Below are 26,371 nucleotides of genomic sequence, written 5' to 3' on the forward strand. Positions count from 1 at the left end.
TGATTTTTAGCTTTAATTTGCTATTGTTGAAAAAAGATTTTTATTGACTATTAGTTGTTTACAATTTTAGTTTATAAAAATCTTTTTTTTGCATTGTATGGGGCTTATTTTTGATTCAAACGGATTCTTATTTTTTGTACCTTTGTGAGCTTAATTCGGAGGAAAGTTGTGTAGCATTTATGGAAACATATTTCTAATCACTCTGTTTTTAATGAATAGGACTTTTAAAACTAACAATAGTTTAAGAAATTGAATAAAGACATAAAAATTGCAGTAATAGGTTTGGGTTATGTTGGTTTGCCTTTGGCTCGATTATTTGCTACCCAATTTTCAGTTGTAGGTTTTGATATTAATACATCAAGAGTTGAGGCGTTACAGTCGGGAACCGATAGTACGCTTGAAGTTGATGATGAAACTTTGCAAAAAGTTTTGATTTCAAAACCAAGCGATGAAAAAGGATTGTATTGTTCTTCACAAATAGCCGACATCGCCAATTGTAATTATTATATTGTTACAGTTCCTACTCCAGTAGACAAAAATAATCGACCCGATTTAATCCCATTATACAAGTCCAGCGAAACAGTAGGGTCTGTTTTGAAAAAAGGAGATATCGTTATTTATGAGTCGACCGTTTATCCAGGTGTTACCGAGGAGGAATGTGTACCCGTTTTAGAAAAAGTTTCGGGATTGCAATTCAATGTCGATTTTTTTGCGGGCTATTCTCCAGAACGAATTAATCCAGGTGATAAGGAACACACAGTAGAGAAAATTTTAAAGATAACTTCAGGATCCACTCCTGAAATTGGACAAAAAGTAAATGAATTGTACCAATCGGTTATCAAAGCGGGAACACATCTCGCGCCTTCCATAAAAGTGGCTGAGGCAGCCAAGGTAATCGAAAATTCCCAAAGAGATATCAATATTGCTTTTGTCAATGAATTAGCCAAAATTTTTAATCTTTTAGACATTGATACTGCTGCTGTACTTAAAGCGGCGGGTACCAAATGGAATTTTTTGCCATTTAAGCCGGGTTTGGTTGGTGGACATTGCATAGGAGTTGATCCCTATTATTTAGCCCAAAAAGCTCAAGAAAAAGGGTATCATCCGGAAATAATTTTGGCTGGACGTCGTTTGAATGATAGTATGGGCGAATATGTGGCTTCGCAAGTAGTGAAGCTAATGATCAAAAAAGGAGTGACTATCAATGGTGCTCGTTTGTTAATGCTGGGAATTACTTTCAAAGAAAATTGCCCTGATGTTCGGAATACGAAGATTGTTGATGTGATAAAGGCATTAGAAGATTATGGAATTCAAGTGACTATTTTTGATCCTTGGGCCAATCCTGCTGAGGTGCAACACGAATATGGTTTAACAATGGTAAATGATGTTCCAAAGACTAGTTTTGATGCAATAGTTTTGGGTGTTGCCCATACAGCGTTTTTGAATTTGGACATTAATTTGTTGAGGGAAAAATGTAGCGTGCTTTATGATGTTAAAGGTATTTTGACGGATGGGGTTGATGGGAGGTTGTAGGGTTTTGAGTTGTGGGTTTTGAGTGGTGAGAAGTGAGTTTTGGGTTTTGAGTTTTGGGTTGTGAGAAGTGAGAAGTGAGAAGTGAGTTGTCAGAGAATAGACCGCAGAAAAAAAGGATAGATAGCAGAAACAAATAGCAGATAGCGGAAAACAGAAAGCAGAAAGCAGATAGCGGAAAGACAGCGAAGTGAAAACAGAAGGTCAATATATCGAATTAAAATCGAGCTTCAATGATGAGGTAATTATTACTTTGGTAGCATTTGCGAATGCCGAAGGAGGTTCGGTTTATGTAGGTATGGATGATAATGGTGTTGCGATTTCTTCTTTTAAAATAGGGAAAGAAAGTGTTCCCCAATGGACAAACGAAATAAAAAATAAAACCATTCCGTCTATAATACCTGATGTGACAGTGGAGGAGATAAATGGTGTATCGGTATTGGTTTTTAGTATTCAGGAATTTCCGATTAAGCCTGTGGCTTTCAAAGGGCGTTATTACAAAAGAGTCAAAAATGCCAATTATCAAATGAATTTACAAGAGATATCCGATTTGCATTTGAAGACTTTTAATAGCAGTTGGGATTATTATCCTTCTCCTCATTATGATTTAGGCACTATAGACTTGGATAAAGTAAATCGTTTTATTGAATCGTCCAATGGAATTCGGGAGAATCAAATTCAAGATGATCCGCTTACGGTGCTTCGGAAGTTTGAAATGTTGAAAGAAAATGGACAAATTGCAAATGCCTGTCATTTGTTGTTTTCCAAAAATGAAGTTTTTGACGCCACAATTTCAATTGGGCGGTTTTCTACCGAAACGAGTATTAAAGACAGTGTTGTTTTGCGATCGGATTTGTTTACAGAAGTAGAAGACACATTAGCATTTGTTCGAAAACACATCAATAAAAATTATATTATAACGGGAGATCCCAAAAGGGAAGAACGTTGGGAATACCCTTTGGACGCTTTGCGCGAAATTGTTGTCAATATGATAGTTCATCGCGATTATCAAAATGCTGGGGATTCCATTATTAAAATTTTCGATCAAAAAATTGAATTTTATAACCCCGGAGGATTAGGAAATGGGATGACTTTTGATGAATTGCGTGCCGGTACTTATACCTCCTATGCGAGAAACAGAAAAATTGCCGACCTGTTTAGGGAAGCTGGGATTATAGAAAAATATGGTTCTGGTATCAAGCGTATCACCAATGCTTTTGTGAATTACGGTTTGACTGCCCCAACTTTCGAAGCTTTTCAAAATGGTTTTCGGGTAACGGTTTATGCCAATGGGACTGAAATAAATGATGGCGGTATAAATGTCGGTGTAAATGTCGGTGTAAATGTCGGTGTAAATGTCGGTGTAAATGAATTGTTTATTCTTATTGAAAATAAGCCAGGGATAAATGTATTAGAAATGAAAGAGCATTTTAATGTTACTCAACGAACCATAGAACGTTGGGTAAAACAATTAAAGGATGACCATAAAATTGAATTCAGAGGCGCTCCTAAAACGGGAGGGTATTGGGTGATTGGTTAGCGGTTGTGGGTTATGAGTTTTGGGTTTAGAAAAGTTTAAAAGTTTAGAAAAAGCAATGTCAATTTCAATGGTAATTTGAAAAGAAAATAGAATAAAGAAAATAGAATAAAGAAAATAGAATAAAGAATAAAGAATAAAGAATAAAGAATAAAGAATAGTCAAAACAGACACTATAAAAATATAAAAATGAAAAAGATACTTATTACAGGAGGAGCGGGGTTTATTGGTTCACATGTCGTAAGACGATTTGTGCAAAATTATCCAAACTATCAAATATTTAATTTGGATGCCTTGACGTATGCCGGGAATTTGGAAAATATCAAGGATATTGAGAATGAACCGAATTATACTTTTGTAAAAGGAGATATTACTGATGAAAGTTTTATCGATACATTGTTTCAAAATCAACAGTTTGACGGAGTGATTCATCTCGCAGCCGAGTCTCATGTGGATCGCTCTATTGAAGATCCGTTGGCTTTTGTGAAAACCAATGTGATTGGAACTATGAATTTATTGAATGCGGCTAAAAAACAATGGTTGGGGAACTTTGAAGGCAAGCGTTTTTATCATGTGAGTACCGATGAGGTTTATGGTTCGCTAGGCGCTGAAGGGTTATTTACAGAAACTACTGCCTATGACCCTAATTCACCGTATTCAGCATCCAAAGCGAGTTCAGATCATTTTGTGCGTGCTTATGGTGAAACTTACGGATTGCCTTATGTGATAACGAATTGTTCCAATAATTACGGGCCTTTTCATTTTCCGGAGAAATTAATTCCGTTGTTTATCAATAATATCATTAACAACAAACCATTGCCCGTTTATGGTGATGGGAATTATACCAGAGATTGGTTGTTTGTAAAAGATCATGCAGTTGCTATCGATTTGGTTTTTCACGATGGAAAAAATCATGAAACCTACAATATTGGTGGATTCAATGAATGGAAAAACATTGATTTGGTTAAAGTATTGTGCCAAATTATGGATCAAAAACTAGGCAGATCTACAGGTGAATCCGCTCAATTGATCACTTATGTGAAAGACAGACCTGGTCATGATTTGCGTTACGCTATTGATGCCTCAAAAATAAATACACAATTAGGATGGAAGCCATCAGTTACTTTTGAGCAAGGATTGGAAATTACCATTGATTGGTATTTGAATAACCAAGATTGGTTGAATAATGTGACTTCTGGGGCGTATGCTTCTTATTATGAGAAGCAGTATTCGTAGTTGGTTTTCGGTTGTCAGTTGTTTGTTATCGGTTATCTGTTGTCGGTTATCAGTTATTAGTTGTCTGTATCTGTTGTTGGTTATGGTTATTTGATTTGAATATATGAAAAATTATAAAGATTTAGAAATTTACAAAAAAGGTTTGAGTTTGTTTTTTGAAACCCATAAAATGTCTTTGCAATTACCAAAACACGAATTGTATGAATTAGGAAGTCAATTGAGGCGTTCGTCGGATTCTGTGATTACAAACATTGTAGAAGGATATGGCAGAAAAAGATATCAGGCTGATTTTATAAGATTTCTAGTTTATTCTCATAGCAGTAATTTGGAAACAATTAACCATCTTGAGAAAATTGTAGTTTTGTACCCCGAGCATTTTGAAATGACTTCAAAACTTGTTTTAGAATATAACGTATTGGGAGCTCAAATATATAAATTCCTGTTATACGTAGAAAAAAATTGGAATAAATTTGAATAGTGAGTTGTCGGTTGTTAGTTATCGGTTGTCATTTATCAGTTATCAGTTAATGAATATTTGAAAATGAGAATTTAGATTTAAAATAGAATTATTTTTTTATTTGATGGACGAGCGTAGCGAGTACGAAAACCGAAAACCGAAAACCGAAAACCGAAAACCGAAAACCGAAAACCGAAAAAAAAAATGAACTGGTACGTAGTTTACACCAAACCCAAGTGGGAAAAGAAAGTTGCGGAACGGTTGACTGAAATAGGGATTACAGCCTATTGTCCTTTAATCACTAAAGTTAGACAATGGTCGGATCGCAAAAAGAAAATAGAAGTTCCGTTGTTTAATTCCTATATTTTTGTTCAAGTCAATGAAAAGGAACGAAATGTTATTTTTGAGATTCCTGGTGCGATTCGTTATTTATTTTGGTTAGGAAAACCTGCCATTGTAAAGGAAAATGAGATTCAAGCGATACAAGATTGGTTGAATGTACCGGACACTTTTGAAGTGATGGTAGACAAATGGCAAAAAGGAGATAAAATTGTATTGGAATCGGGGCCATTTATGGCGCAATCGGCCATTGTACAGGAAGTAAAACATAATCACTATGTACTCGTTCTGGAGTCTTTAGGATGTATTCTTAAGGTTGAGAAGAAAATAAAATGATTATTTTTTATACAAAGTATAATCACACCAAACACATTAAGGTATAGAAAAAGTGATTATTGTTTTTAATTATTTGATGGTAAGTCATTTGTGTTGTTTTTAGTTTTTGATTAAAGTTTTGAAATAAAAACAGCAAATCAATGCAGTAAAAAGAGGGAAAAATCCTTTTTTTTAGTATAAATTTGCAAATTCTTAAAAATCGGTGAACCAAATTGGGACTCACTGTGGCGAAGCCGTGTAAAGGACTGAAAAATGGGTTGTGATTTGTGGGGAGTGAGTAGAGAAGTATCATTAAATAATTTGCAAAAGTAAATTACGTAATTATTACGTAAAAAATATAAAATTTTAATTTATTAAGCTATAATATCCAAAATAGTATTCAAATATGAAAAAAATAATTACAGCAATTGTCCTTTTAGTGGCTCTTTTTCAGAGTTCTTCTTTGATGGCTCAGGATATTATAAAAGGGAATGACTTAAGCACTGTAAGAGTGGATTATTTATCCGATGGGGATATTGCCAAGATAAAATCACAATTGCAAAGTAATAATGTATCCATTGATCAAGCGGAATCTATGGCGTTATCAAAAGGTATGAGTGCCACTGAATTTGCTAAATTAAAGAAGCGTTTGGCACTTCCTGAAGCTGCAAAAGCCACTACTGACAAAAAAACGACCAAGAAAAAATCAAAAGATTCTGATTCGGAAGACGAACAGGATGATAGTGAAGACGCCCAACGAAAACAGGAAAAAATAGAGAACAAGAAGGTAAAAGACAGTTTGAATTCGCTTGTTTTTGGGTCGGAGTTATTTGATAATCCCACATTGAATTTTCAACCCAATTTGAAGTTGGCTACGCCCGTAAATTATGTTTTAGGGCCTGGAGATGAATTGCAAGTAAGCGTAAACGGTGTGCAAGAGTTTGATGATAATGTGCCTGTAACGGTAGAAGGAAAAGTCAATATTCAATATGTAGGACAAATTTCAGTGTCCGGAATGACTATTGAAGCCGCGACCCAAAAAATAAAGGGAGCTATCGCTCGAATCTATAGTACGGTGCGTTCCGGACAATCTCAAGTTAGCGTTAGTTTAAGTCGTATTCGAACGATTAAAGTAACGATTATCGGAAGTAGACAACCTGGAAATTACTCAATATCCTCATTAGCAACCGTATATAACGCTTTGTTTTTAGGGGGAGGTCCCGGTAAAAACGGAAGTTATAGAAACATAGAGTTGATTCGAAATAATAAGGTGTACAAGAATATAGACATTTACCGCTTTTTGGTGAGTGGCAACCAATCGGATAATGTAGGTTTAAAGGATAATGATGTTATTCGTATTCCAGCCTACATAAATAGAGTAACTGTTGAAGGAGAGGTAAAACGTCCCGGGATTTTTGAAATGAAAAAAGGAGAGCATTTTTCTGATTTATTGAATTTTGCTTCGGGATTCAATGAATTCGCTTATACGGCATCGGTTAATGTTTTGCAAAAAACAGGGAAAGAATTTAAAGTGGCTGATATACAAGCGGCGCAATACGGCAGTTATACTCCTTTGAATGGTGATGTATATCGTGTTTCGAAAATTTTGAATCGTTTTGAAAATCGAATCATCATTGAAGGAGCTGTTTTTAGACCGGATACTTACTCCTTTTATGAAGGAATGCGTTTTTCGGATTTGGTTCGACAAGCCGAGGGACTAAAAGAAGATGCCTACAAGAAAAGGGCTATAATTGTGCGATTGAAATCTGATCTGACCACTGAGATAGTCAATGTCAATTTGGAGAAGGCTTTGTCTGGCGACATGGATGCTGATATTGCTTTGCGTAAAGAAGATAAAGTAACGGTATATTCTATTTTAGACTTTAGAGAAGAGTATAAAATAACGATAGATGGTGAGGTTAAAATGCCTGGGGTTTATGATTATCATGATCGCTTGACCTTGAATGATCTATTGATTGAAGCGGGAGGTTTAAAAGGTTCTGCATCCAAACATGTTGAGGTAGCCCGTATGATTAAATCGGATACCATTAATGATAGTGATCCCAACCGTTCTACATTGTTCAATCTTGAAATTACTGCTGAATCTAATGAACAAATAAAAAACTTTGTATTAGAACCTTATGATGTAGTTAATGTTAGAAGAATGGCCGTGTTTGAAAAACCAGAAATGGTAAAAATCACAGGAGCAGTTGCCTATACAGGAAAATATGTTCTGGCCAGTAAAAAAGAAAAAATTTATGATGTCATTCAAAGAGCAGGCGGATTGACCTCTGTAGCTGATTTGGATGGAGTAAAGATTAAGAGACCTATCAAGGGTAAACAGATTGAAGATCTAGAGAATGTGAGTATGAATGTGAGCTCGAAAATCAGTGATATTGAAAGTGAGCAATTAAAGACAGGTGATAAAAATAACGGTTCGGGTGTAAAATCGGATACCATCCAAAATAAATTGGCTAAAAAATTATTGGAAGAAAAGAAATATGCTACAATCCCAGTAGATTGGAGAAAAATCATTAAAGATCCTTCCAACAATACCAATGTAACCCTTTTACCGGGTGATGAGATAGAAGTGGCTACTTATAATGAAAGTGTAAAAATAACAGGAAATGTGCTTTTGACTTCTGAGATTCCTTATACCAAAGGAAGAAGTTTTAATTATTATTTGGATGCTGTAGGTGGATTGGATGCCAGAGGATGGAAGAAAAAAGCGTATGTCATTTATCCAAATGGTAAAGCAGCGGTTTCGAATTCTTTCTTATTGGTTTTTAGAACTTATCCAAAAGTGTTGCCAGGTTCACAAATTGTAGTACCTGAAAAACCATTGACTAAGAAGATGACAACTGGAGAGTGGGTAAGTATTGGAAGTATTATAGCAAGTTTATCCCTTCTTATAGTTACTGCTTTTAAGTAGGTGAGTTGTGAGTGGTGTGGGTTTAAGGGTTTACATTGCCAGATTAGAGATAATAGAGTGCGGAAGTTAGAATGCAGTTGAGAGCGAGCAGAAGGCAGAAATAAGAAATCGGTTGGCTGAACGCAGAAAATAGAGTGCAGAACGCAGCAGTAAGAATGCAGATAATTTAGGACAGAAATTAGAAAATAGAATACCGAATTTCATAAAATAGAATTAAGAATTACGAGTAAAAATTTCAGAGTTTGGATCTAGAATGATTAAGTTATGGATCTTGAAAACGATAACGGAAATATGGAAGAACAAATACCTAATGACGAGATTTCATTAAAAGAACTTATTGAAAAAGGCAAGGAGTGGTATGCCTATCTGCTATCCCAGTGGAAAATTATTGTATTGGCTGGTGTAATTGGAGCTGCTTTGGGAGTAACCTATTCCTTTATTAAAAAACCGATTTATACGGCTACTTTGACATTTGCTTTAGAGGATGAAAAAGGTGGTGGAGGCGGAGGTCTTGGTTCGTTAGCGAGTTCTTTTGGGATTGATTTAGGCGGCGGAGGCGGCAGTATCTTTACGGGGTCTAATTTAACAGAGTTATTTAAGTCTCGTACTATGGTAGAACAAACCTTAATGACTCCGGTTACCGTAAATGGGAAAGTGATTTCTTTGGCAGAAATGTATGTCCAAAATAACGAATGGAGAGACGGTTGGAACAAGAATCCAAAATTCAAGAACATACAGTTTTTACCTGATACCAAGCGCAAATATTTTACGAGAGTACACGACAGTATTTTGGGCGTAATTTATCAGAATTTATCTAAATCTTCTTTAGCTGTAGCTCAAAAAGATAAAAAAATTGCTATTATTAGTATGGATGTGGCTTCTAACAACGAATTATTTTCCCTTTATTTTTGTGAAGCCCTTGCGAGACAGGTCGGTAAATTTTATGTGACTACCAAAAGCAAAAAAGCGCGCATGAATATGGAAATTTTGGAGCGACAAACTGATTCCATTCGAGCCGAACTTAACGGTGCCATTACGGGTGTAGCAGTGGCTAATGACAATACTTTTATGCTGAATCCTGCTCTTAATGTGCGTCGTACCCCATCAGCCCGAAGACAGGTTGATGTACAAGCGAATACTGCTATTTTAACCGAATTAGTGAAACAAACTGAATTGGCTAAAGTGACTTTGCGTAAAGAGACTCCTTTGATTCAGGTAATTGACCGTCCCATATTGCCGTTGGCTAAAGAACGTTTTGGTAAAGCCAAAGGATTGGTGATGGGAGGGTTTTTGGCGGGGTTTTTGACTGTTTTGTTTTTGATAGTGAGGAGGTTGTTGAAAGAGTTAGCAGTTTAAGGGTTTAAATTGTTTAAAGTTTAAAGTTGTTTTAGGATTTAAAGAGGTTATGGTTGATTTTCTGTTTGCCCCGACCCTAAAGGGAGCAGAAAATGGAGAATTGAGATTGCAAAATTATCTGTTTACCCCGGCCCTAAAGGGAGCATAAAATTTGAGTTTAGAATAATGAACAATAGGAAAGATTTATGTTTAAAAATTTTATACCTTTTAAACATAAATGTAGTATAAGTGACTATAAATGAAAACAGGAATAACTTTTAGTGCTTTCGATCTTTTTCACGCCGGGCATGTAAAAATGCTGGAAGAAGCCAAACGACATTGTGATTATTTAATTGTAGGTTTGCAAACTGACCCCACATTAGATCGACCAGAAAAAAATCAACCCGCACAAACGGTGGTGGAACGCTATATACAATTGAAGGGTTGTAAATTTGTAGATGAAATTGTGCCTTATGCTACTGAACAAGATTTAGAAGATATATTGCGTTCTTTTAAAATTGATGTTCGTATTGTAGGTGATGAATATCGAGAGCAAGATTTTACTGGCAGAATGTATTGTGAAGCCAAAGGAATTGAATTGTACTTTAATACTAGAGATCATCGGTTTTCAAGTTCGGGTTTGAGGAGAGAAGTACATCAAAAGGAAATGAATAAAAAATAAAATTTAAGATAAAATTATATCTTTTTTATATCCATGTTTTTAAATTTTAAGGTTTTTAAACAATTCTCAAAAAAAGATTAAATTAGAATTTAAAAAAAATGATTAAAAATTTAATAATATTTGGAACTAGGCCAGAAGCTATTAAAATGGCTCCGTTGGTCAAGGAATTCATTAAACACAACGAAGTTTTTGAAACTAAAGTTTGTGTAACTGCTCAACATAGAGAAATGTTAGATCAAGTGTTGGATTTTTTTGAAATTAAACCGGATTATGATTTAAATTTGATGAAGCCAAATCAGAACTTATATTCTTTAACTTCAGATATTATTTTGGGGTTGAAACCTGTTTTAGAAGAGTTTAATCCTAATTATGTTTATGTACATGGAGATACTACAACAACTATGGCTGCAAGTATTGCCTCATTTTATTCTGGTGCTAAAGTTTGTCATATAGAAGCAGGTTTGCGTACGCATAATAAGCATTCTCCGTTTCCTGAAGAAATGAATAGACAAGTTACTGGAAGGATTGCTGATTTGCATTTCGCACCAACTGTAACCTCAAAAGAAAATTTATTAAAAGAAAATGTTCCTGAGAATAATATATTAGTAACTGGAAATACTGTTATTGACGCACTTTTGGATAGTTCAGTGCGAGTAAAAACAATAAAAAACAACGAAATTGAGTTTCTAAAAAAAGAACTAGATTTTACGAAAAAAATCATTTTAGTTACTGGTCATCGGAGGGAGAATCATGGTAATGGATTTGTAAATATATGTGAGGCGATTAAAGAAATAGCTCAAAACAATTCAGATGTTTTATTGGTCTATCCTGTACATTTGAACCCAAATGTTAAAGGTCCTGTATTTGAAATTCTAGGAGGAATAGACAATATTAAATTAATAGAGCCTTTGGCTTACCCTGCGTTTGTTTGGCTTATGAATGAGTCTTACTTGATAATAACCGACAGTGGTGGTGTCCAAGAAGAAGCTCCAAGTTTAGGAAAACCAGTTTTGGTAATGCGTGATACAACTGAAAGACCAGAAGCAGTAGCAGCTGGCACAGTAATTTTGGTTGGAACAGATAAAAATAAAATTGTAATCGAATGTCAAATATTATTAGAAGATAAAATTCTATATGACAAGAGATCTTCCCTGCATAATCCTTATGGTGACGGGAATGCATGTAAACGTATTGTAGAACATATAATTTCTTTAAATAATATAGTATGAAGAATGTAGTAATGATAGGTTTAGGGTACATTGGTTTGCCAACAGCCGCTTTAATAGCAAATAGTAATATTCCAGTTCATGGTGTTGATCTAAATCCAGATGTGGTAAAAACCATTAATGAAGGGAAAATTCATATAGTTGAACCAAGTTTAGATGAAGCTGTTGCTAAAGCAGTATCTAATGGTTTTTTGAAAGCGTCAGTAACACCTATTTTGGCAGATACTTATATAATTGTAGTGCCTACACCTTTTAAAGCAAAAAATGAACCGGATATATCCTTTGTTGAATCAGCTACAAAGGCAATAATTCCATTGTTGAAAGAAGGAGATTTGTATATTATTGAATCAACTTCTCCTATTGGAACTACTGAGAAAATGATGAAATTGATTTATAATCAGCGACCTGAATTAATAGATAAACTATATATAGCGTATTGTCCTGAAAGGGTCCTACCAGGAAATGTAATGTATGAACTAGTACATAATGACAGAGTAATAGGAGGAGTTAATAATTCTTCAACCCAAAAAGCAATTACTTTTTATAATCAATTTGTAAAAGGGGAACTTCATCAAACAAATGCCAGAACGGCAGAAATGTGTAAGTTAACAGAGAACTCATCTAGAGACGTTCAAATTGCATTTGCTAATGAATTATCTCTTATTTGTGATAAGGCAGATATTAATGTTTGGGAGCTAATACGTTTAGCAAATAAGCATCCTCGTGTCAATATCTTGCAACCAGGTTGTGGAGTAGGAGGACATTGTATCGCTGTTGATCCATATTTTATTGTAGCAGATTATCCATTAGAATCCCAAATTATTGGGAAAGCACGAGAAATCAACAATTATAAATCTTTTTGGTGTGCAGAAAAAGTAAAATCAGCTAAACTTGAGTTTCAATTAAAACATGGTAAAAAAGCTAGTGTAGCTATTATGGGATTGGCATTTAAACCAAATATCGATGATTTAAGAGAATCTCCAGCTAAGTATATAGCTCAGAAAATATTACAAGATTCACATGATGATTTTTGTTTTATCGTAGAGCCAAATATTGAAGATCATAAAGTTTTTAAATTAACCCCATATGAGGAAGCAATTGAAAAAGCAGATATTATTGTTTTTCTTGTCGCTCATAAAGAATTTAAGAATTTGACAATTGATAATTCAAAAATGATACTTGATTTTTGCGGGGTATCAAATTTATAATCTATTAGTTACTTGTGTTTTATCTAATTTTCAGAATTTGTTTAATTAATATTTAATGTTAAAACAAAAACTTATTGCATCGGCAAAATGGAATGGATTAGGTCGGTTGGCAACCATGATTAGCGATTTTTCTTTTGGTATTATTTTGGCAAGATTGCTTTTGCCTAGTGATTTTGGGGTAATTGCTATTTTGACTGTATTTGTTTCTTTTCTGGGCGTGTTTGTTAATAGTGGTTTTAGTCAGGCATTAATCAGAGAAAAAAATGTTTCTAATATTGATTACAGTACCGTTTTTTACTTTAATTTAATTGTTGCTGTAGTCGTTTTTATTATATCTTTTTTCTCCGCTCCTTACATTGCAACGTTTTATGAGAATGAAAATATTAGTTTGTATCTAAGGGTTCTTTCTATTAGTTTATTTATTGATGCTTTTGTACTTGTCCAGCAAAGCATATTAACTAAGGAAATGAATTTTAGAATGCTTTCCATTATTTCAATTTCATCTTCTTTGTTTTCTGGAATTACTTCTATTTGTCTTGCTTTTTATGGTTTTGGTATTTGGAGCCTTATATTAAAATCTTTGCTGAAAGACTCTTTGATTTTATTATTTACCATCTATATAGTAAAGTGGAGACCACAAATTATGTTTTCAATAGGTTCATTTAGAAAATATTTCAAATATGGAGTTTATATGCTAGGTAGCTCTTTGATTAGCCAGTTTTATAATAATGTATTTAGCTTAACTGTTGGAAAAGTTTTTTCACCAACAGTTTTGGGTTTTTATAATCGAGCTGAACTGTTTAAAAATACTTTAAGTCAAAATATAGATGGTATAATTTCTGGAGTGAGTTATCCAGCTCTTGCATCATTACAAGATGATAAAATTGAATTTGTTAATTATTATAAAAATATTTTGCAGTTCTCTTTTTACGTTGTTTCTATCTTAATGATTGGTTTAATGCTCAACGCGGAAGCATTAATTAATGTTTTATTGGGTGAGAAATGGATGGGATCTGTAAAAATTTTACAATATTTATGTTTAATAGGTTTGTTATTTCCAATTAACTCAATTACTGTAAATTCAATTAGTGTGACTGGACGGTCAAATGTTTATTTCAAATTTCAATTATTTTCAATTATAGGTTGTTTGTTTTCATTGGTCTTTGGATATTATTTTGGAGTTATATCAATGATTAGAGGCTTTGTCGTTATTTCTTTTTTACTTCTTTTATGGATAGTCTACATTTTTAATAAATTATTTTACTTCTCAATTTTTGAATTAATTAAGTTGTTGAAAAACAGCATTGTGAGTATTGTATTACTTGCGTTAAGTTTTAGTTTGATAAATGTGTTAATATCAGATTATACTGGAAGATTAATTGTAAATGCATTTGTAGGGATGTCAATTGTAATTTTAAGTGGGTACTTGAGCAAAGGAAAAGAGTTTTTGTTTATGCAAAATCAATTGAAATCGATATTATATAAAGTAAAGAATTAAAATGATTAAAATTAATCAAAATAATAATATTCTTTTTAATAAAAATATAAAATATTTTGAAAATATTAATAACAGGTATTAAGGGGTTTCTCGGATCAAATTTAATAAATTTTTTTAAAGAAAAAGAATATGAGTTATATGGCTTAGGGACTAAAGAAGAAGTTTTTAATGGGATTCAGATTTATAAATCGGAAGATCTGGATTCTATAAAAATGATACCTGATACAATAATTATGTGCCATGCAGCGGTAGCGTCTGGAATTGCAATTTTATCAAATACAATTCTGTTTGATATTAATGTATCTCTAACAGAAAGAATATGTGAGAAGTTTTATGATTCTTCGGTTATTTATATTTCAACAGCATCAATTTATAGTGATGAAGTGGATGTTATTACTGAAAATTCTAATTTGAAACCACAATCAAACTATTCTATTTCAAAGTTGTGGGGAGAATATACTTTAAAATTAAATAAAAAAGCTACAATCGTTCGTTTATCATCTCTATATGGTATCGGAATGAAAGAGAATACTCTAATACCTAACTTTATAAATCAAGCAATCATTAATGATATAATTGAAGTATGGGGAGATGGTTCGCGATTACAGAATTATGTACATGTGGAAGATGTTGCAAAACTTATAAAAATGATTGTAATAAAACAGAATTCTCTATTTGGAGAAATATTGTTAGGGGTTTCTCAAATAGAATATTCTAATTTTCAAATAGCTAAAATTATTTCTAATATTACTAATTCTAAAATAATTTTTATAAGTGAAGATAAGTCTAGATCTCTTACTTATAATAATGATTATACTACCCGATTAATTGGATGGAGATCTAAAAAAAAAATGGAGGAAAAATTAAATGATTATATTAAATGGAAAAAAAGAGAGTTTTAGTTACTGGAATAGGAGGAAATGTTGGCCAGGGTATTTTAAGAAATATTCGCAATTGTTTTCCAGATATTTACTTAGTAGGGATAGATATTACATCTTTTACACCTGGAAATCATTTATGTGATGCAGTTTTTAAAGTGCCATATTCTTTTGAAGAAGACTATATTTCAACTGTAAGTAAAATTATTATAAATGAAAAGATACAATTAGTCATACCTTCAACAGATTATGAGGTATATTATCTTTCTTTAAATCGAAACAGTCTTAATGCAACTATTTTAGCAAGTCAGGCTGAAACATCGAAAATTTATTTAGATAAGTTTCTTACGTATGAATTTTTGTCTAAAAATAGTATTCCTTTTGCTAAGTCTTGGTTGGTAAAAGATTATGATTTTTCAGAAAATGAAATTATTGCTAAACCTAGAGAAGGTAGAGGGTCAAAAGGAATTATTATAAATCCCGAAAACCCATTAGAATTACCAAGCGATTATATGATTCAACCTTTGCATAAAGGAATTGAAATAACTACTGCCATTTATGTAAACAAAGATGCTAAGTTGCATGGCTTGTTTACAATGGAAAGATCTTTAACAAATGGTACTACAACAGAATCTAAAGTTGTTTTCAAATACGATAAAGAACTAACAAAAATTGCACAGAAAATGATTAATCTGGGTGGTTTATTCGGAAGTTTTAACATCCAAAGTATAGTTACGCCGTTAAATGAAATTATACCTTTTGAAATTAATTGTAGAATATCAGGAACTAATTCGATAAGACATAATTTGGGATTTCAAGATGTAAAATATGGTGTGCAGGAGTATTTGTTTAATGAAATTCCTGATTCCCCTAATCCGATTGAAGGTATTGCTACACGTATTTTAATGGATGTAATATATCCTAATCAGAATAATTTTGATAAATTAAATACGGATAATTCTAAATTTTTATTATATTAATATGATAAAGTATATTTTTTTTGATGTTGCAGGGACACTATTAGGGAAACCAACACTTTTTTCTAATATACAAAAAGCACTTAATGATTTGGATCATATTGTGGATTTAGCCGAAATAAAGAATAAACATAAATTACTTTCTGAAGTCATACATTTTCCAGATAGAACTGATAAAGGATTTTATGATAAGTTTAATTCTGAATTATTGTATTTGTTAGGTATTGTACCAACAGAAGAATTATTGGGAAAAATTTTTGATAATTGTACATATTTGCCTTGGAAAGAATACGAGGATACAAAAGTTTTAAATGAAATAAAAATACCTATAGGTGTAATATCAAATTTTAATTCTACTTTGAAAGATAAGTTAAAATTGTTTTTTGATGTGGATTTTCAAAATGTTCTCGTTTCAGAAGAGTTAGGTGTTGCAAAGCCTAATATTGAATTCTATCAAAAAGCATTGGATAGAATTGGTTTTGAAAGTAATGAAGTTTTATATGTCGGAGATTCAATTAAACTAGATTTGGAGCCAGCAAGCAAAATTGGTTTTAATACTTTAATAATTGACAGGGATAACTTTTACCCAAATTTTAAAAATAGAATTTCAAACCTCAGTGAGATTAAAAAGTATCTATAATGAGTAAGACGCTTGCAATTTTAGGAGCCGGTCATTTAGGACAACAGATTGCCCATTACGCTATTCACGATAATCATTATCAAAAAGTGGTTTTTTTTGATGATTTTTCGAATGAATCTTCCATAAATGGTTTTTTTGTTTTGGGTAATTTAGATGATGTTGAGAAAGAATTTAAAAATGAATCTTTTGACGAATTAATAATTGGTATTGGCTATAAACATTTAGAGGTTCGAAAGCAATTATTTGAGCGATTTATAGATTGTATTCCTTTTGGAAAGATTATTCACTCGACTTCCTGGATAGATCAAACGGCAAAAGTAGGTTTAGGATCTGTCATTTATCCAATGTGTACTATTGATGCTAATTCTATAGTCAGCGAAAATACTATTTTAAACATATCATGTGCTGTTGCTCATGACACATTTATCGGTAAACATTGTTTTCTTTCTCCGCGTGTAGCTTTAGCAGGATTTATTATAATAGAAGAATTATGTATTTTAGGAATTAATTCTACTGTAATTGATAATTTGACCATAATATCAAAAACGCAAATCGGGGGAGGAGCCGTAGTAATTAAAAACATTTCAAAAAGCGGATTGTACGTTGGGAATCCGCATAAATTTATAAGATAATATATTATGATACCATTTAATAAGCCTTATTTGACAGGTAAAGAAACTCATTATATTTATGATGCAGTAAATTCTGGTAAAATTTCCGGTAATGGAAAATATACTCAAAAGTGTCAACAATTTTTTGAAGAGAATTACGGTTTCAAAAAATCATTACTTACGACATCTTGTACAGATGCTCTTGAAATGGCTGCCATTTTAGCAGATATTCAACCCGGTGATGAAGTTATTATTCCAAGTTTTACTTTTGTATCAACTGCGATAGCTTTTATAAGACAAGGTGCCATAATTGTTTTTGCGGATTCCTATAATGACAATCCGAACATTGATGCGAATAAGATTGAAGCATTAATAACAAATAAAACAAAAGCAATCGTTCCCGTTCATTATGCTGGTGTAGCCTGCGATATGGGTAGAATAATGGAATTAGCCAAGAAGTATAATTTGTTAGTTATCGAAGATGCGGCTCAGGCCATCGATAGTTATTACACGTGTAAAGATGGAGTTAAACGAGCTTTAGGTTCTATAGGTCATTTAGCTGCTTTTTCATTTCATGAAACCAAAAATATTATTTCTGGGGAAGGCGGTATGTTGACAATTAATGATGATAGATTTATTCATCGCGCTGAAATTATTTGGGAAAAAGGAACAAATAGGGCAGAATTTTTTAGAGGAGAAGTAAATAAATATGGTTGGGTTGATACTGGATCATCTTTTTTGCCCTCAGAAGTAATAGCTGCATTTCTGTGGGCTCAAATTGAAAATCTGAAAGAAATTCAAAACAAAAGAAAAATGTTGTGGAATTCTTATTACAATTCCATAAATGAATCGAAATTAGTGAATGTTAAATTGCCAGTTGTTCCTGATTTTGCTACAAATAATGGACATATGTTTTATTTGGTTTGTTCTAATATAGAAGAACGTACTAAATTAATCTCTAAATTGAAAGAAAAGGGCTTCCATGCAGTTTTTCATTATATATCATTACATTCAAGTGATTATTATGTATCTAAACATGACGGAAGAACACTTTCTAATTCTGATAAATTCACTGAATGTTTATTACGTTTACCTTTGTATTATGATTTGGAGGTAGAGATTGTTGATGAAATTGTTGATATTATTAAAAATTATTAAATGATTGTACATGTAATAGATCCTGATAAATTTACAGAGCCATTAGCAAATTTTCTTATTGAGGATGGAAGATTTAAGGATCATTATTTTTTATGTCCAAAATTTTCTAGTATTAACGAAAGCAATCAGTTAATACATCTGAAGTCTCCTCTTTCCAAACATTTATTTTATAATATTTGGAGAATGTTTGACTTGTGTTTTAAAGCAAAAAGGATTGTTTTGCATGGAGCTGTGGTAATCCAGTTTTTTTTCTTTTTTCCATTTTTTTTTCATAAAATATCTTGGGTCATTTATGGTTATGAACTTGATATAATCAAAGCTCCATCTGGCAAATATTCTAGAATGATAAGATTTGTTTTGGGTAAAGTTAGCTCTCATATCTCACATATATACGAGGATTCCAAAGAAGCCAATTTTTTGTTGAACAGTCAGACAAAATTTGAATACTCAACTATGTATTTTAGTAATGTTATTAATACAGATTTTTTTAAAAGCGAAAATATTTCTAGAAAAGAGAGTATCAACGTTTTAGTAGGTAACTCAACAGACCCGTCAAATGAACATATTTCAATATTTGACATGATTGAAAATGAAATCAATTTTATTGATAGAATTTACTGTCCGCTATCATATGGTTTGTATGATGATTATAAGGATAAGATAATCGAGGAGGGATATAGAAGATTCGGAGATAAATTTATACCACTAACAAAATTTATGAATATTAATGAGTATGTTAATTTTTTAAAAATAATTGATGTTGCTATTTTTAATCATAATAGACAACAGGCTATGGGGAATACACTAACGCTCCTAGGTTTGGGGAAAATAGTATATATGAGGCAAGGAACTAATTCTTTTGAGTCTTTGACAAAAAGAGGTTTTCAGGTTTTTGATAATCAATTGATTAAAACGTTTGGTGTTAAGTTTAATAGAGGAGTTGAGACAAATAAAGATTTATTAGAGAAATATTATTCTAAGTCAGTCTTAATTGATTTTTATTTAAACTTGTGAAATAGTTAAGTTGGTTATCTCCTTTTCAAAACAAAAATGTAATTAATGAAAAATATACTTATAATATGTAAGGACTTATATCCTTTACAACATCCAAGAGCATTTAGAGCTACCGAATTAGTTAATGAGTTTCATAGAAGAGGTTATAAGCTGATGGTAGTTTGTTCCATGAGAGATGAAGACTATCAGGAGTATAGAAGGGAATATCCTAATGTTGAAATAAAAAATCTTGGTGATGTAACTTCTATATTAAGATATTCTTTTTTTCAAAAAAACAGATTGTTATATAGAATATTTGATAAGATTTTTTATTTTTTATTTTTATATCCCTACATAAAATTATTGTTTAGGGTTCGTGCTTTTTTAAATGAAAATAAAATAAAGTACGATTTGTTAATTACTATAGCTCATCCTTTTTCTATTCATTGGGGGACTGCATTTGCAAGGAACAAAAGAAATACATTCTTTCCAAGGAAATGGATTGCGGATTGTGGAGATCCTTTTATGGGAAATAAGATTACTAAGCCTCCTTTTTATTTTGCCGTTTTAGAGAAATTATTTTGCAGAAAAGCGGATAAAATTGCAATACCGGTAGAAGTGGCTAGAAAATCATACTACGAAGAGTTTCACAATAAAATTGAAATAATACCGCAGGGTTTTAACTTTTCAAATATACAGTTAGATGACTATGTTAGGAATTCAGTGCCAACTTTTTTATATGCAGGGGTTTTTTATAAAGGTAAGAGAGATCCTCGTCCTTTTTTAGATTTTTTATGTACATTGGAGAGAGATTTTAGATTCGTAATATTTACAAGTAATGATTCTCTTTTGACTGATTATGAAATAAAATTAAAAGGGAAATTGATAATTTGCAACTCTATACCAAGATCTGAAATATTAAGAGAATTGTCAAAAGCTGATTTTTTATTAAATATTGAAAATGAAACAAGTAATCAAGTTCCAAGTAAATTAATTGATTATTCTTTGTCAAAGAGACCGATACTGTCTTTAAAAATGAATTGTTTAGATTATGACATTTTTTTAGATTTTTTAAACGGAAATTATGCAAACGAACTTATAATTGAACATATTCAAGAATATAATATTGAAAGGGTTGTAGATAAATTTTTTGAGATAGTAAAAGATTGATAATGGAAAGCGAAAAGAGTTTTTCTACGAATTCTATTAAAGAGTTTATCGTTTTATCGATTGCATCTTTTATTCTCCCTTTTTTGGGGTTGGTAATGTCTTTGTTTTTTTATAAGCGGAAATGGTCAAAGCACTTATTTGTTTTATTTTGTACGTATTTTGGATATACTTTTATTATCCCTTCATCGAAACTACTAGATTCTCCTTACGATTCAGAGTTTTACGCAACTGTACTTGTTGATTATTACAATACTCAAATTTCATTTAATATTTTTTTAAATGGCTTATTTACAATTGAAACAAGCCAGACTGATTTATATCAGCCATTTGTTACATGGTTTGTTTCTAGATTTACTGATAATTATAATGTTTTATTTGCAATTTTCGGATTAATTTTCGGATTGTTTTATTCTAGGATCTTATGGTTCATATTGGATAGACTAAATTATAAAATTACAGGATTTGCATTAACATTATTATTAATGATAATGTTAATAAACCCTATTTGGAATATTAATGGGGTTAGAATGTGGACTGCAATGGAAGTTTATATTTATGGAGTAATATTATTTTTTTTTCAGAACAAAAAAAAGGGAATGTTATTTATGTTCCTATCCATTTTGTTTCATTTATCATTCCTTATTCCTTTTGTTTTCTTTTTGTTGTTTTGGTTAATTCCAAATGGGAAAAGGACAGTATTGTTTTATTTATATCTAGGAACTTTATTTATAACAAATTTACCGATTAGCTTTTTAAATGAGATTTCGTTATTTTTTCCTGATTTTATAGGAAATAGGATGGCAGCATATACAAATGCTGCCTATGCCTTGACTGTTAAAGAAAATTTAGAAAACACAAGTTTTTTTATCAAGCTAGCTCTTTTCTCATTAAAATTTTCATCAGCACTCATTGTTGTTATTGTGTATGCTAATTTTCCTAGAATCATAAGGAGTGATGTTGAAAACTCAAAGTTTTTTGATTTTATTTTGTTTACTTTTATTTGGACTAATGTTTTTTCAATTATTCCTTCGGGAGGAAGATTTTTGTCACTTTCATATATTATTTTATTCTTCTTTGTTGTTATTAATTTAAAGGAATTGCATTTTTATAAAAAAATAAAATACTTGAAAATTGTATTAGAACCACTTTTTTTTGTGTATTTTGTCTATAGTTTCCGGACTTTGCTTGATTTTCAAGGTTTTTATTTGTTTTTTGGAAATTTCTTTAAATCTACTTTAATTTTTGAAGCAACTCCAATTATTAATTTACTTAAATAATTAATTAAACTTGTAGTTATTCACCTGAATAGTGTTTTACGGATTACCTAATGTACTAAAAATTTTAAATTTATAATTTAATAATGAAACAAAATATATTAATTTCAGTGTTAATACCAACGTTTAATGTAGAGAAATTCATTAATCAAGCTATCGAATGTATTAGGGTACAGTCGTATTCTAATTTTGAAATTATAGTTGTTGATGACTGTTCTACAGATCAAACATATATGATTTTGGATGATATTAAATTATCTGAGCCTAGATTGAAATTATATCGAAATGAGCAAAATTTAGGAATAGTTAAAACACTTAATTTTGCTTTGTCTAAAAGTAAAGGCGATTATATAGTAAGAATGGATGGAGATGATTTGTGTCATCCTTTGAAATTTGAGAAACAATTAGAATTTTTATTAGACAATCCTGATATTTCATTGGTCGGTTGTGATGTGTATTCAATTGATGAGAATGGGAGGGTTTTAAATGAAGTTAAAACGGCAAAGACTGTGGAATGCACCAAGAAATTATTAAAATATGTCTCTCCAGTATTACATATTTGGATGTGTAAAAAAGAGATATATACTATTTTAGGAGGATATAGAGAGTTAGGGGGGTCTGAAGATTATGATTTTTTATTAAGGTTAGATACAATGGGATATAGTTTTTGCAATATTTCTTTTTATGGCTATTCAGTACGGATAAGATCGGGTAATACTCAAACTACTAGAGGTCTGTATCAAAGAAAAATTGTATTTTATTTGCGTAAACTTTACAGGGAGCGATTGGAGGATAATTCAGATTCGTTTAACTTAAAAAGCAGGGATAAGATGACTAACTCAAATTTTATATTTGAAAAGTTACATAGAGCATCTGTAAAATATACATATGAAGCAATGAAATGTAGAAGTGATAAAAGATATTTTATGTTTCTATTTTATGTAATTGCTTCAATGGTTTCTCCATTTCAAATCCAATCTCATTTTGATAATTTGATGGCAAAGTATTATCTGTACAAGTTTAATCGAAATCAAAAGGAATATATTTAGTAATTATTTTGTCGGCTGGAAAACTCTGCGAAATGTTTGTTTCCTTTAATCCAATGAAATGATTAATGCGATTGGTGATTTAATACATAAATATATTAGGTAGAATAATTAACGATTTGTGATCTTAGTATTGTAGTTTTATTTGTGCTTGGCAATTTTAAAATAATTTGAGTTTATGGAAAATAAGATAAAGGTTTTATATATAGTTTCTACATTAAAGAGGACTGGGCCTATTAACATAATGAGTAATTTAATATCAGAGCTTGACAAGAGTAAATTTGAGCCACTTGTTCTGACACTTTCAAAAGAAGATGATAGATTTCCGAGTCTTTGTGATTCTCTTGGTAATATGGGTGTTAAAATTCTTTCATTATCATTATCTAGAGCTAAAGGCTTTTTTTTTGGAAGAAAAAAAATTAAAGAAATAATTTTTCAAGAAAATATTGGAGTGGTTCATTTGTTTGGTTTTAGACCTGATTTATTAGTCAATTCTAGAAAATTTAGCAATGTCAAGATAGTGAGTGCTGTTAATAGCAATGTGTTTGATGATTATACTATGCTTTATGGAAATTTTGTAGGTAGATTAATGGCTTTTTTGCATATGAAATCATTAAATGGAAAGATAGGGGTTGCCTGTTCGAAGTTTGTTGCAGAAGAGATTAATGAAAGGTATGGTGTAAAATTAAAAGTTGTTTATAATGGAATTCCGAAAGAAGATTATACTTGTACAACGAATAGGGAACGTAATGAGATTAGAATTAAATTAGGGCTTCCAGTTGATAAACAAATATTTATTTTTGTTGGGTATTTAATTTATAGAAAAGACCCTATTACTGTTATTAAGGCTTTTTTGAATTCCACAGTTGTAGACAATTCTATCTTATTGATGATTGGTGATGGTCCGTTAATGGATGAGTGTAAATCAATTTGTGAAAATAAAACTGAAGTAATTAGATTTTTAGGAAACCAGCCCTCAACTTTAAGTTTTTTAAAAGCATCAAATTTCTATATTTCTTCAGCTTACTCTGAAGGCTTACCTACATCTGTAATGGAGGCTATGGGGTGTGGGCTACCTGTAATACTGTCTTCCATTAAACCTCATGAGGAATTAGTGTCATATATTGAGAATTGGAACTATTTATTTCCAGTTAGCAATTCTGACATTTTATCTTCTAAATTTGAGAAAGTGATTGAAGATGATTATCAAAAATTAAGTGATAGTTGTAGGTATGTTGTGTCTGATATAATTAATTCTAATATTATGGCAAGAAATTATCAATTACTTTACCAAATATAAAAGTCTCCCTTTAAAGCATTTCGTTATACTTATTACTCGTAGTTAAATTGTTGTTTTAGTACATCATTATAGTTATTCAAGGGGTGATTTTATCAAAAAGAATCTGTTAAATCATCAAAAGTGTATAATTTAGATATATAAAGCTGTGAAAACTCAAAAAGAGAGATTTAAATAACTAACTAAAGAATTATGAAAAAAAAATGTTTAATTCTTGGCGGAGCTGGTTTTATTGGGTCAAATTTGATTGGTTCTTTACTTGGCTCAGGATTTGATGTTAGAGTTTTTGATAAGGTAGGCTCTTCAAGAAAAAACATTCAAGAATATATAAATGATATTGAAATTATAGAAGGAAATTTTGATGATTTTTCGAAAATTAAAGAAATTTTAAATGATGTAGATTATGTTTATCATTTAATTTGTACAACTATTCCGGAAACTTCTCACTTAAATCCTTATTTTGATGTTGAGAGTAATCTTCTTCCAACTATAAATCTATTGGAATTAATAAAAGGGAATTCAATAAAAAAGATAATTTACTTGTCTTCAGGAGGGACCGTTTATGGAACTCCAGCCAATATACCAATAAAAGAAAGTCATGCAACCAATCCAATTAATTCTTATGGAATTGTAAAAAAGGCAATAGAAGATTATTTATTATTATATAATAGGACGTTTGATATAGATGTTTGTATTTTTAGATTATCTAATCCTTATGGTGAAAAACAAAATCATAAAGGGATTCAGGGAGTAATACCAGTTTTTCTTTATAAAGTAATTAATAAAGAAATTATTGAAGTGTGGGGAGATGGAAATGTTATTAGAGATTATATTCATATCAAAGATGTTATAGATATAATGGTTCAAGCGTTATCAATTAAAACTCCTGAAATTGTTTATAATTTGGGGTCAGGAATTGGAACTTCAATTAATGATATTTTGAAATTTATAAAAGAAAATTTAGAAAATGATTTTGAAGTTAATTATCTTGAAGCTAGAAGTTTTGATGTGAAAGTAAATGTTTTGGATATATCAAATCTTAAAAACAGATTTGGAGAGAAGGATTTTATTAATATCAATGATGGTATAAATAAACTGTATGACTATATTAAGAGTAATATTAATATTTAATTAAAATTTGTATAAAAATAATCAATCATATATTAAAAAAATATCTTAATAAAGTATGTCGAAATTTTCAGTATTAATGTCTATTTATTTCAAAGAAAATCCAAATTATTTTAGACAATCTTTAGAATCAATCTTCAAACAAACCTTACTTCCAAATGAAATAGTTTTAATTAAAGACGGACCATTGACATTAGAACTCAATTCTGTAATAAATGAGTATCAATATAATTATCCTGAAATATTTAAAGTAATTCCACTGGTAGAAAATAAAGGACTTGGAAACGCTTTGTCGATTGGGGTCTTGAAATGCTCTAACGAGTTGATTGCCAGGATGGATACTGATGATATTTGTGCGATAAATCGTTTTGAAAAACAAATAAAGCTTTTAGACAGTAATCCAATTATTGATTTAGTTGGTTCTAATGTAGAAGAGTTTAATAGTATTCCTGGAGATTTAAAGCGTTATAGGAAAATGCCAGAGCAAGGAGATGTACTTAAGAAATATTCAAGATTTAGGAATCCAGTTAATCATCCTTCAGTAATGTTTCGTAAATCTAAAGTTTTAGAAGCGGGTAATTATAATGGAGATATATTATTATTTGAAGATTTTTCTTTGTTTATAAGGATGTTACATAAAGGATGTACATTTTATAATATTCAAGAATGTCTTTTGTATTTTAGAACAGGTTTTGGTATAGATGTTATTAAAAGACGTAGTGGATTGTTTTATGTTAAGAATGAATGGAAATTCTCTTTACTATCTTTAAAATTAGGAAGATTAAATTTTTTTGAATGGTTGTTTTATGTGTGTACAAAATTACCTCTTCGTATATTGCCACCAAAAGTTATTTTATTTGTTTATAATCAATTTTTGCGACATTAATTTTGTAATACATTAAAT

Annotated in this window: 23 protein-coding genes; all 23 read left to right on the forward strand. The window is 31.0% G+C overall.

Going from position 1 to position 26,371, the window contains the following annotated elements:
* Positions 1-249 precede the first annotated feature (249 nt).
* Positions 250-1,533, forward strand: a complete 1,284-nt coding sequence (locus C8C85_RS11610; protein ID WP_165818115.1) for a nucleotide sugar dehydrogenase — start codon at positions 250-252, stop codon at positions 1,531-1,533.
* A gap of 187 nt (positions 1,534-1,720) precedes the next feature.
* On the forward strand, positions 1,721-3,070 hold the full coding sequence (locus C8C85_RS11615) for an ATP-binding protein (protein ID WP_116797203.1): 1,350 nt from the start codon (positions 1,721-1,723) through the stop codon (positions 3,068-3,070).
* A gap of 186 nt (positions 3,071-3,256) precedes the next feature.
* A complete protein-coding gene (rfbB, locus tag C8C85_RS11620; RefSeq protein ID WP_116797204.1) occupies positions 3,257-4,303 on the forward strand; it encodes a dTDP-glucose 4,6-dehydratase in 1,047 nt (348 codons plus the stop codon).
* A 103-nt stretch (positions 4,304-4,406) separates the two neighbouring features.
* Complete coding sequence (locus C8C85_RS11625; protein WP_116797205.1) at positions 4,407-4,781, forward strand: four helix bundle protein; 375 nt, start codon at positions 4,407-4,409, stop codon at positions 4,779-4,781.
* A 183-nt stretch (positions 4,782-4,964) separates the two neighbouring features.
* Positions 4,965-5,435 carry a UpxY family transcription antiterminator gene (locus tag C8C85_RS11630; RefSeq protein ID WP_116797206.1) on the forward strand — a complete coding sequence of 157 codons (471 nt, stop codon included), beginning with the start codon at positions 4,965-4,967 and terminating at the stop codon, positions 5,433-5,435.
* 385 nt (positions 5,436-5,820) lie between these two features.
* Positions 5,821-8,346 carry an SLBB domain-containing protein gene (locus C8C85_RS11635; RefSeq protein ID WP_116797207.1) on the forward strand — a complete coding sequence of 842 codons (2,526 nt, stop codon included), beginning with the start codon at positions 5,821-5,823 and terminating at the stop codon, positions 8,344-8,346.
* 264 nt (positions 8,347-8,610) lie between these two features.
* Positions 8,611-9,702, forward strand: a complete 1,092-nt coding sequence (locus tag C8C85_RS11640; protein WP_317046339.1) for a Wzz/FepE/Etk N-terminal domain-containing protein — start codon at positions 8,611-8,613, stop codon at positions 9,700-9,702.
* Positions 9,703-9,940: 238 nt separating this feature from the next.
* Positions 9,941-10,363, forward strand: a complete 423-nt coding sequence (locus C8C85_RS11645; protein ID WP_116797208.1) for an adenylyltransferase/cytidyltransferase family protein — start codon at positions 9,941-9,943, stop codon at positions 10,361-10,363.
* Positions 10,364-10,461: 98 nt separating this feature from the next.
* Positions 10,462-11,592 carry a non-hydrolyzing UDP-N-acetylglucosamine 2-epimerase gene (wecB, locus tag C8C85_RS11650; protein ID WP_116797209.1) on the forward strand — a complete coding sequence of 377 codons (1,131 nt, stop codon included), beginning with the start codon at positions 10,462-10,464 and terminating at the stop codon, positions 11,590-11,592.
* On the forward strand, positions 11,589-12,797 hold the full coding sequence (gene wecC, locus C8C85_RS11655) for a UDP-N-acetyl-D-mannosamine dehydrogenase (protein WP_116797210.1): 1,209 nt from the start codon (positions 11,589-11,591) through the stop codon (positions 12,795-12,797). Before wecB ends, wecC begins: the two co-directional genes overlap by 4 nt.
* Before the next feature lie 55 nt (positions 12,798-12,852).
* Complete coding sequence (locus tag C8C85_RS11660; protein WP_116797211.1) at positions 12,853-14,295, forward strand: lipopolysaccharide biosynthesis protein; 1,443 nt, start codon at positions 12,853-12,855, stop codon at positions 14,293-14,295.
* A gap of 56 nt (positions 14,296-14,351) precedes the next feature.
* Positions 14,352-15,197: an NAD-dependent epimerase/dehydratase family protein gene (locus C8C85_RS11665; RefSeq protein ID WP_165818116.1), complete on the forward strand. Its 846-nt coding sequence runs from the start codon at positions 14,352-14,354 to the stop codon at positions 15,195-15,197.
* Positions 15,176-16,153, forward strand: a complete 978-nt coding sequence (locus C8C85_RS11670; RefSeq protein WP_116797213.1) for an ATP-grasp domain-containing protein — start codon at positions 15,176-15,178, stop codon at positions 16,151-16,153. Before C8C85_RS11665 ends, C8C85_RS11670 begins: the two co-directional genes overlap by 22 nt.
* Position 16,154: 1 nt before the next feature.
* Entirely contained in the window at positions 16,155-16,790 is a 636-nt protein-coding gene (locus tag C8C85_RS11675) for an HAD family hydrolase (protein ID WP_116797214.1), read from the forward strand.
* Positions 16,790-17,422 carry an acetyltransferase gene (locus tag C8C85_RS11680; RefSeq protein ID WP_116797215.1) on the forward strand — a complete coding sequence of 211 codons (633 nt, stop codon included), beginning with the start codon at positions 16,790-16,792 and terminating at the stop codon, positions 17,420-17,422. Before C8C85_RS11675 ends, C8C85_RS11680 begins: the two co-directional genes overlap by 1 nt.
* A gap of 6 nt (positions 17,423-17,428) precedes the next feature.
* Complete coding sequence (gene rffA / locus C8C85_RS11685; RefSeq protein WP_116797216.1) at positions 17,429-18,559, forward strand: dTDP-4-amino-4,6-dideoxygalactose transaminase; 1,131 nt, start codon at positions 17,429-17,431, stop codon at positions 18,557-18,559.
* Positions 18,560-19,573, forward strand: a complete 1,014-nt coding sequence (locus C8C85_RS11690; protein ID WP_116797217.1) for a TDP-N-acetylfucosamine:lipid II N-acetylfucosaminyltransferase — start codon at positions 18,560-18,562, stop codon at positions 19,571-19,573. It begins immediately after the preceding gene.
* 45 nt (positions 19,574-19,618) lie between these two features.
* Positions 19,619-20,722 carry a hypothetical protein gene (locus C8C85_RS11695; RefSeq protein ID WP_133243384.1) on the forward strand — a complete coding sequence of 368 codons (1,104 nt, stop codon included), beginning with the start codon at positions 19,619-19,621 and terminating at the stop codon, positions 20,720-20,722.
* Between the two features lie 2 nt (positions 20,723-20,724).
* The gene (locus C8C85_RS11700) at positions 20,725-21,999 is read left to right on the forward strand and encodes an EpsG family protein (protein WP_116797219.1); all 1,275 of its coding nucleotides are present in this window, start codon (positions 20,725-20,727) and stop codon (positions 21,997-21,999) included.
* 83 nt (positions 22,000-22,082) lie between these two features.
* Positions 22,083-23,045: a glycosyltransferase family 2 protein gene (locus C8C85_RS11705; protein WP_116797220.1), complete on the forward strand. Its 963-nt coding sequence runs from the start codon at positions 22,083-22,085 to the stop codon at positions 23,043-23,045.
* A 175-nt stretch (positions 23,046-23,220) separates the two neighbouring features.
* Positions 23,221-24,342, forward strand: coding sequence for a glycosyltransferase (locus C8C85_RS11710; protein ID WP_116797221.1), 1,122 nt, complete (start codon positions 23,221-23,223; stop codon positions 24,340-24,342).
* A gap of 189 nt (positions 24,343-24,531) precedes the next feature.
* On the forward strand, positions 24,532-25,470 hold the full coding sequence (locus C8C85_RS11715; RefSeq protein WP_116797222.1) for an NAD-dependent epimerase/dehydratase family protein: 939 nt from the start codon (positions 24,532-24,534) through the stop codon (positions 25,468-25,470).
* Between the two features lie 55 nt (positions 25,471-25,525).
* Positions 25,526-26,353 (forward strand): glycosyltransferase, encoded by an 828-nt coding sequence (locus tag C8C85_RS11720; protein WP_116797223.1) that lies wholly within the window; start codon positions 25,526-25,528, stop codon positions 26,351-26,353.
* Positions 26,354-26,371: the final 18 nt, after the last annotated feature.

The sequence above is a fragment of the Flavobacterium sp. 103 genome, assembly GCF_003096795.1.
Lineage (GTDB): Bacteria > Bacteroidota > Bacteroidia > Flavobacteriales > Flavobacteriaceae > Flavobacterium.

Coding starts and splice junctions, on each gene's coding strand:
- rfbB (WP_116797204.1), top strand. CDS start 3,257: ATGAAAAAGATACTTATTACAGGAGGAGCGGGGTTTATTGGTTCACAT.
- C8C85_RS11625 (WP_116797205.1), top strand. CDS start 4,407: ATGAAAAATTATAAAGATTTAGAAATTTACAAAAAAGGTTTGAGTTTG.
- C8C85_RS11630 (WP_116797206.1), top strand. CDS start 4,965: ATGAACTGGTACGTAGTTTACACCAAACCCAAGTGGGAAAAGAAAGTT.
- C8C85_RS11635 (WP_116797207.1), top strand. CDS start 5,821: ATGAAAAAAATAATTACAGCAATTGTCCTTTTAGTGGCTCTTTTTCAG.
- C8C85_RS11640 (WP_317046339.1), top strand. CDS start 8,611: ATGGATCTTGAAAACGATAACGGAAATATGGAAGAACAAATACCTAAT.
- C8C85_RS11645 (WP_116797208.1), top strand. CDS start 9,941: ATGAAAACAGGAATAACTTTTAGTGCTTTCGATCTTTTTCACGCCGGG.
- wecB (WP_116797209.1), top strand. CDS start 10,462: ATGATTAAAAATTTAATAATATTTGGAACTAGGCCAGAAGCTATTAAA.
- wecC (WP_116797210.1), top strand. CDS start 11,589: ATGAAGAATGTAGTAATGATAGGTTTAGGGTACATTGGTTTGCCAACA.
- C8C85_RS11660 (WP_116797211.1), top strand. CDS start 12,853: ATGTTAAAACAAAAACTTATTGCATCGGCAAAATGGAATGGATTAGGT.
- C8C85_RS11670 (WP_116797213.1), top strand. CDS start 15,176: ATGGAAAAAAAGAGAGTTTTAGTTACTGGAATAGGAGGAAATGTTGGC.
- C8C85_RS11675 (WP_116797214.1), top strand. CDS start 16,155: ATGATAAAGTATATTTTTTTTGATGTTGCAGGGACACTATTAGGGAAA.
- C8C85_RS11680 (WP_116797215.1), top strand. CDS start 16,790: ATGAGTAAGACGCTTGCAATTTTAGGAGCCGGTCATTTAGGACAACAG.
- rffA (WP_116797216.1), top strand. CDS start 17,429: ATGATACCATTTAATAAGCCTTATTTGACAGGTAAAGAAACTCATTAT.
- C8C85_RS11690 (WP_116797217.1), top strand. CDS start 18,560: ATGATTGTACATGTAATAGATCCTGATAAATTTACAGAGCCATTAGCA.
- C8C85_RS11695 (WP_133243384.1), top strand. CDS start 19,619: ATGAAAAATATACTTATAATATGTAAGGACTTATATCCTTTACAACAT.
- C8C85_RS11700 (WP_116797219.1), top strand. CDS start 20,725: ATGGAAAGCGAAAAGAGTTTTTCTACGAATTCTATTAAAGAGTTTATC.
- C8C85_RS11705 (WP_116797220.1), top strand. CDS start 22,083: ATGAAACAAAATATATTAATTTCAGTGTTAATACCAACGTTTAATGTA.
- C8C85_RS11710 (WP_116797221.1), top strand. CDS start 23,221: ATGGAAAATAAGATAAAGGTTTTATATATAGTTTCTACATTAAAGAGG.
- C8C85_RS11715 (WP_116797222.1), top strand. CDS start 24,532: ATGAAAAAAAAATGTTTAATTCTTGGCGGAGCTGGTTTTATTGGGTCA.
- C8C85_RS11720 (WP_116797223.1), top strand. CDS start 25,526: ATGTCGAAATTTTCAGTATTAATGTCTATTTATTTCAAAGAAAATCCA.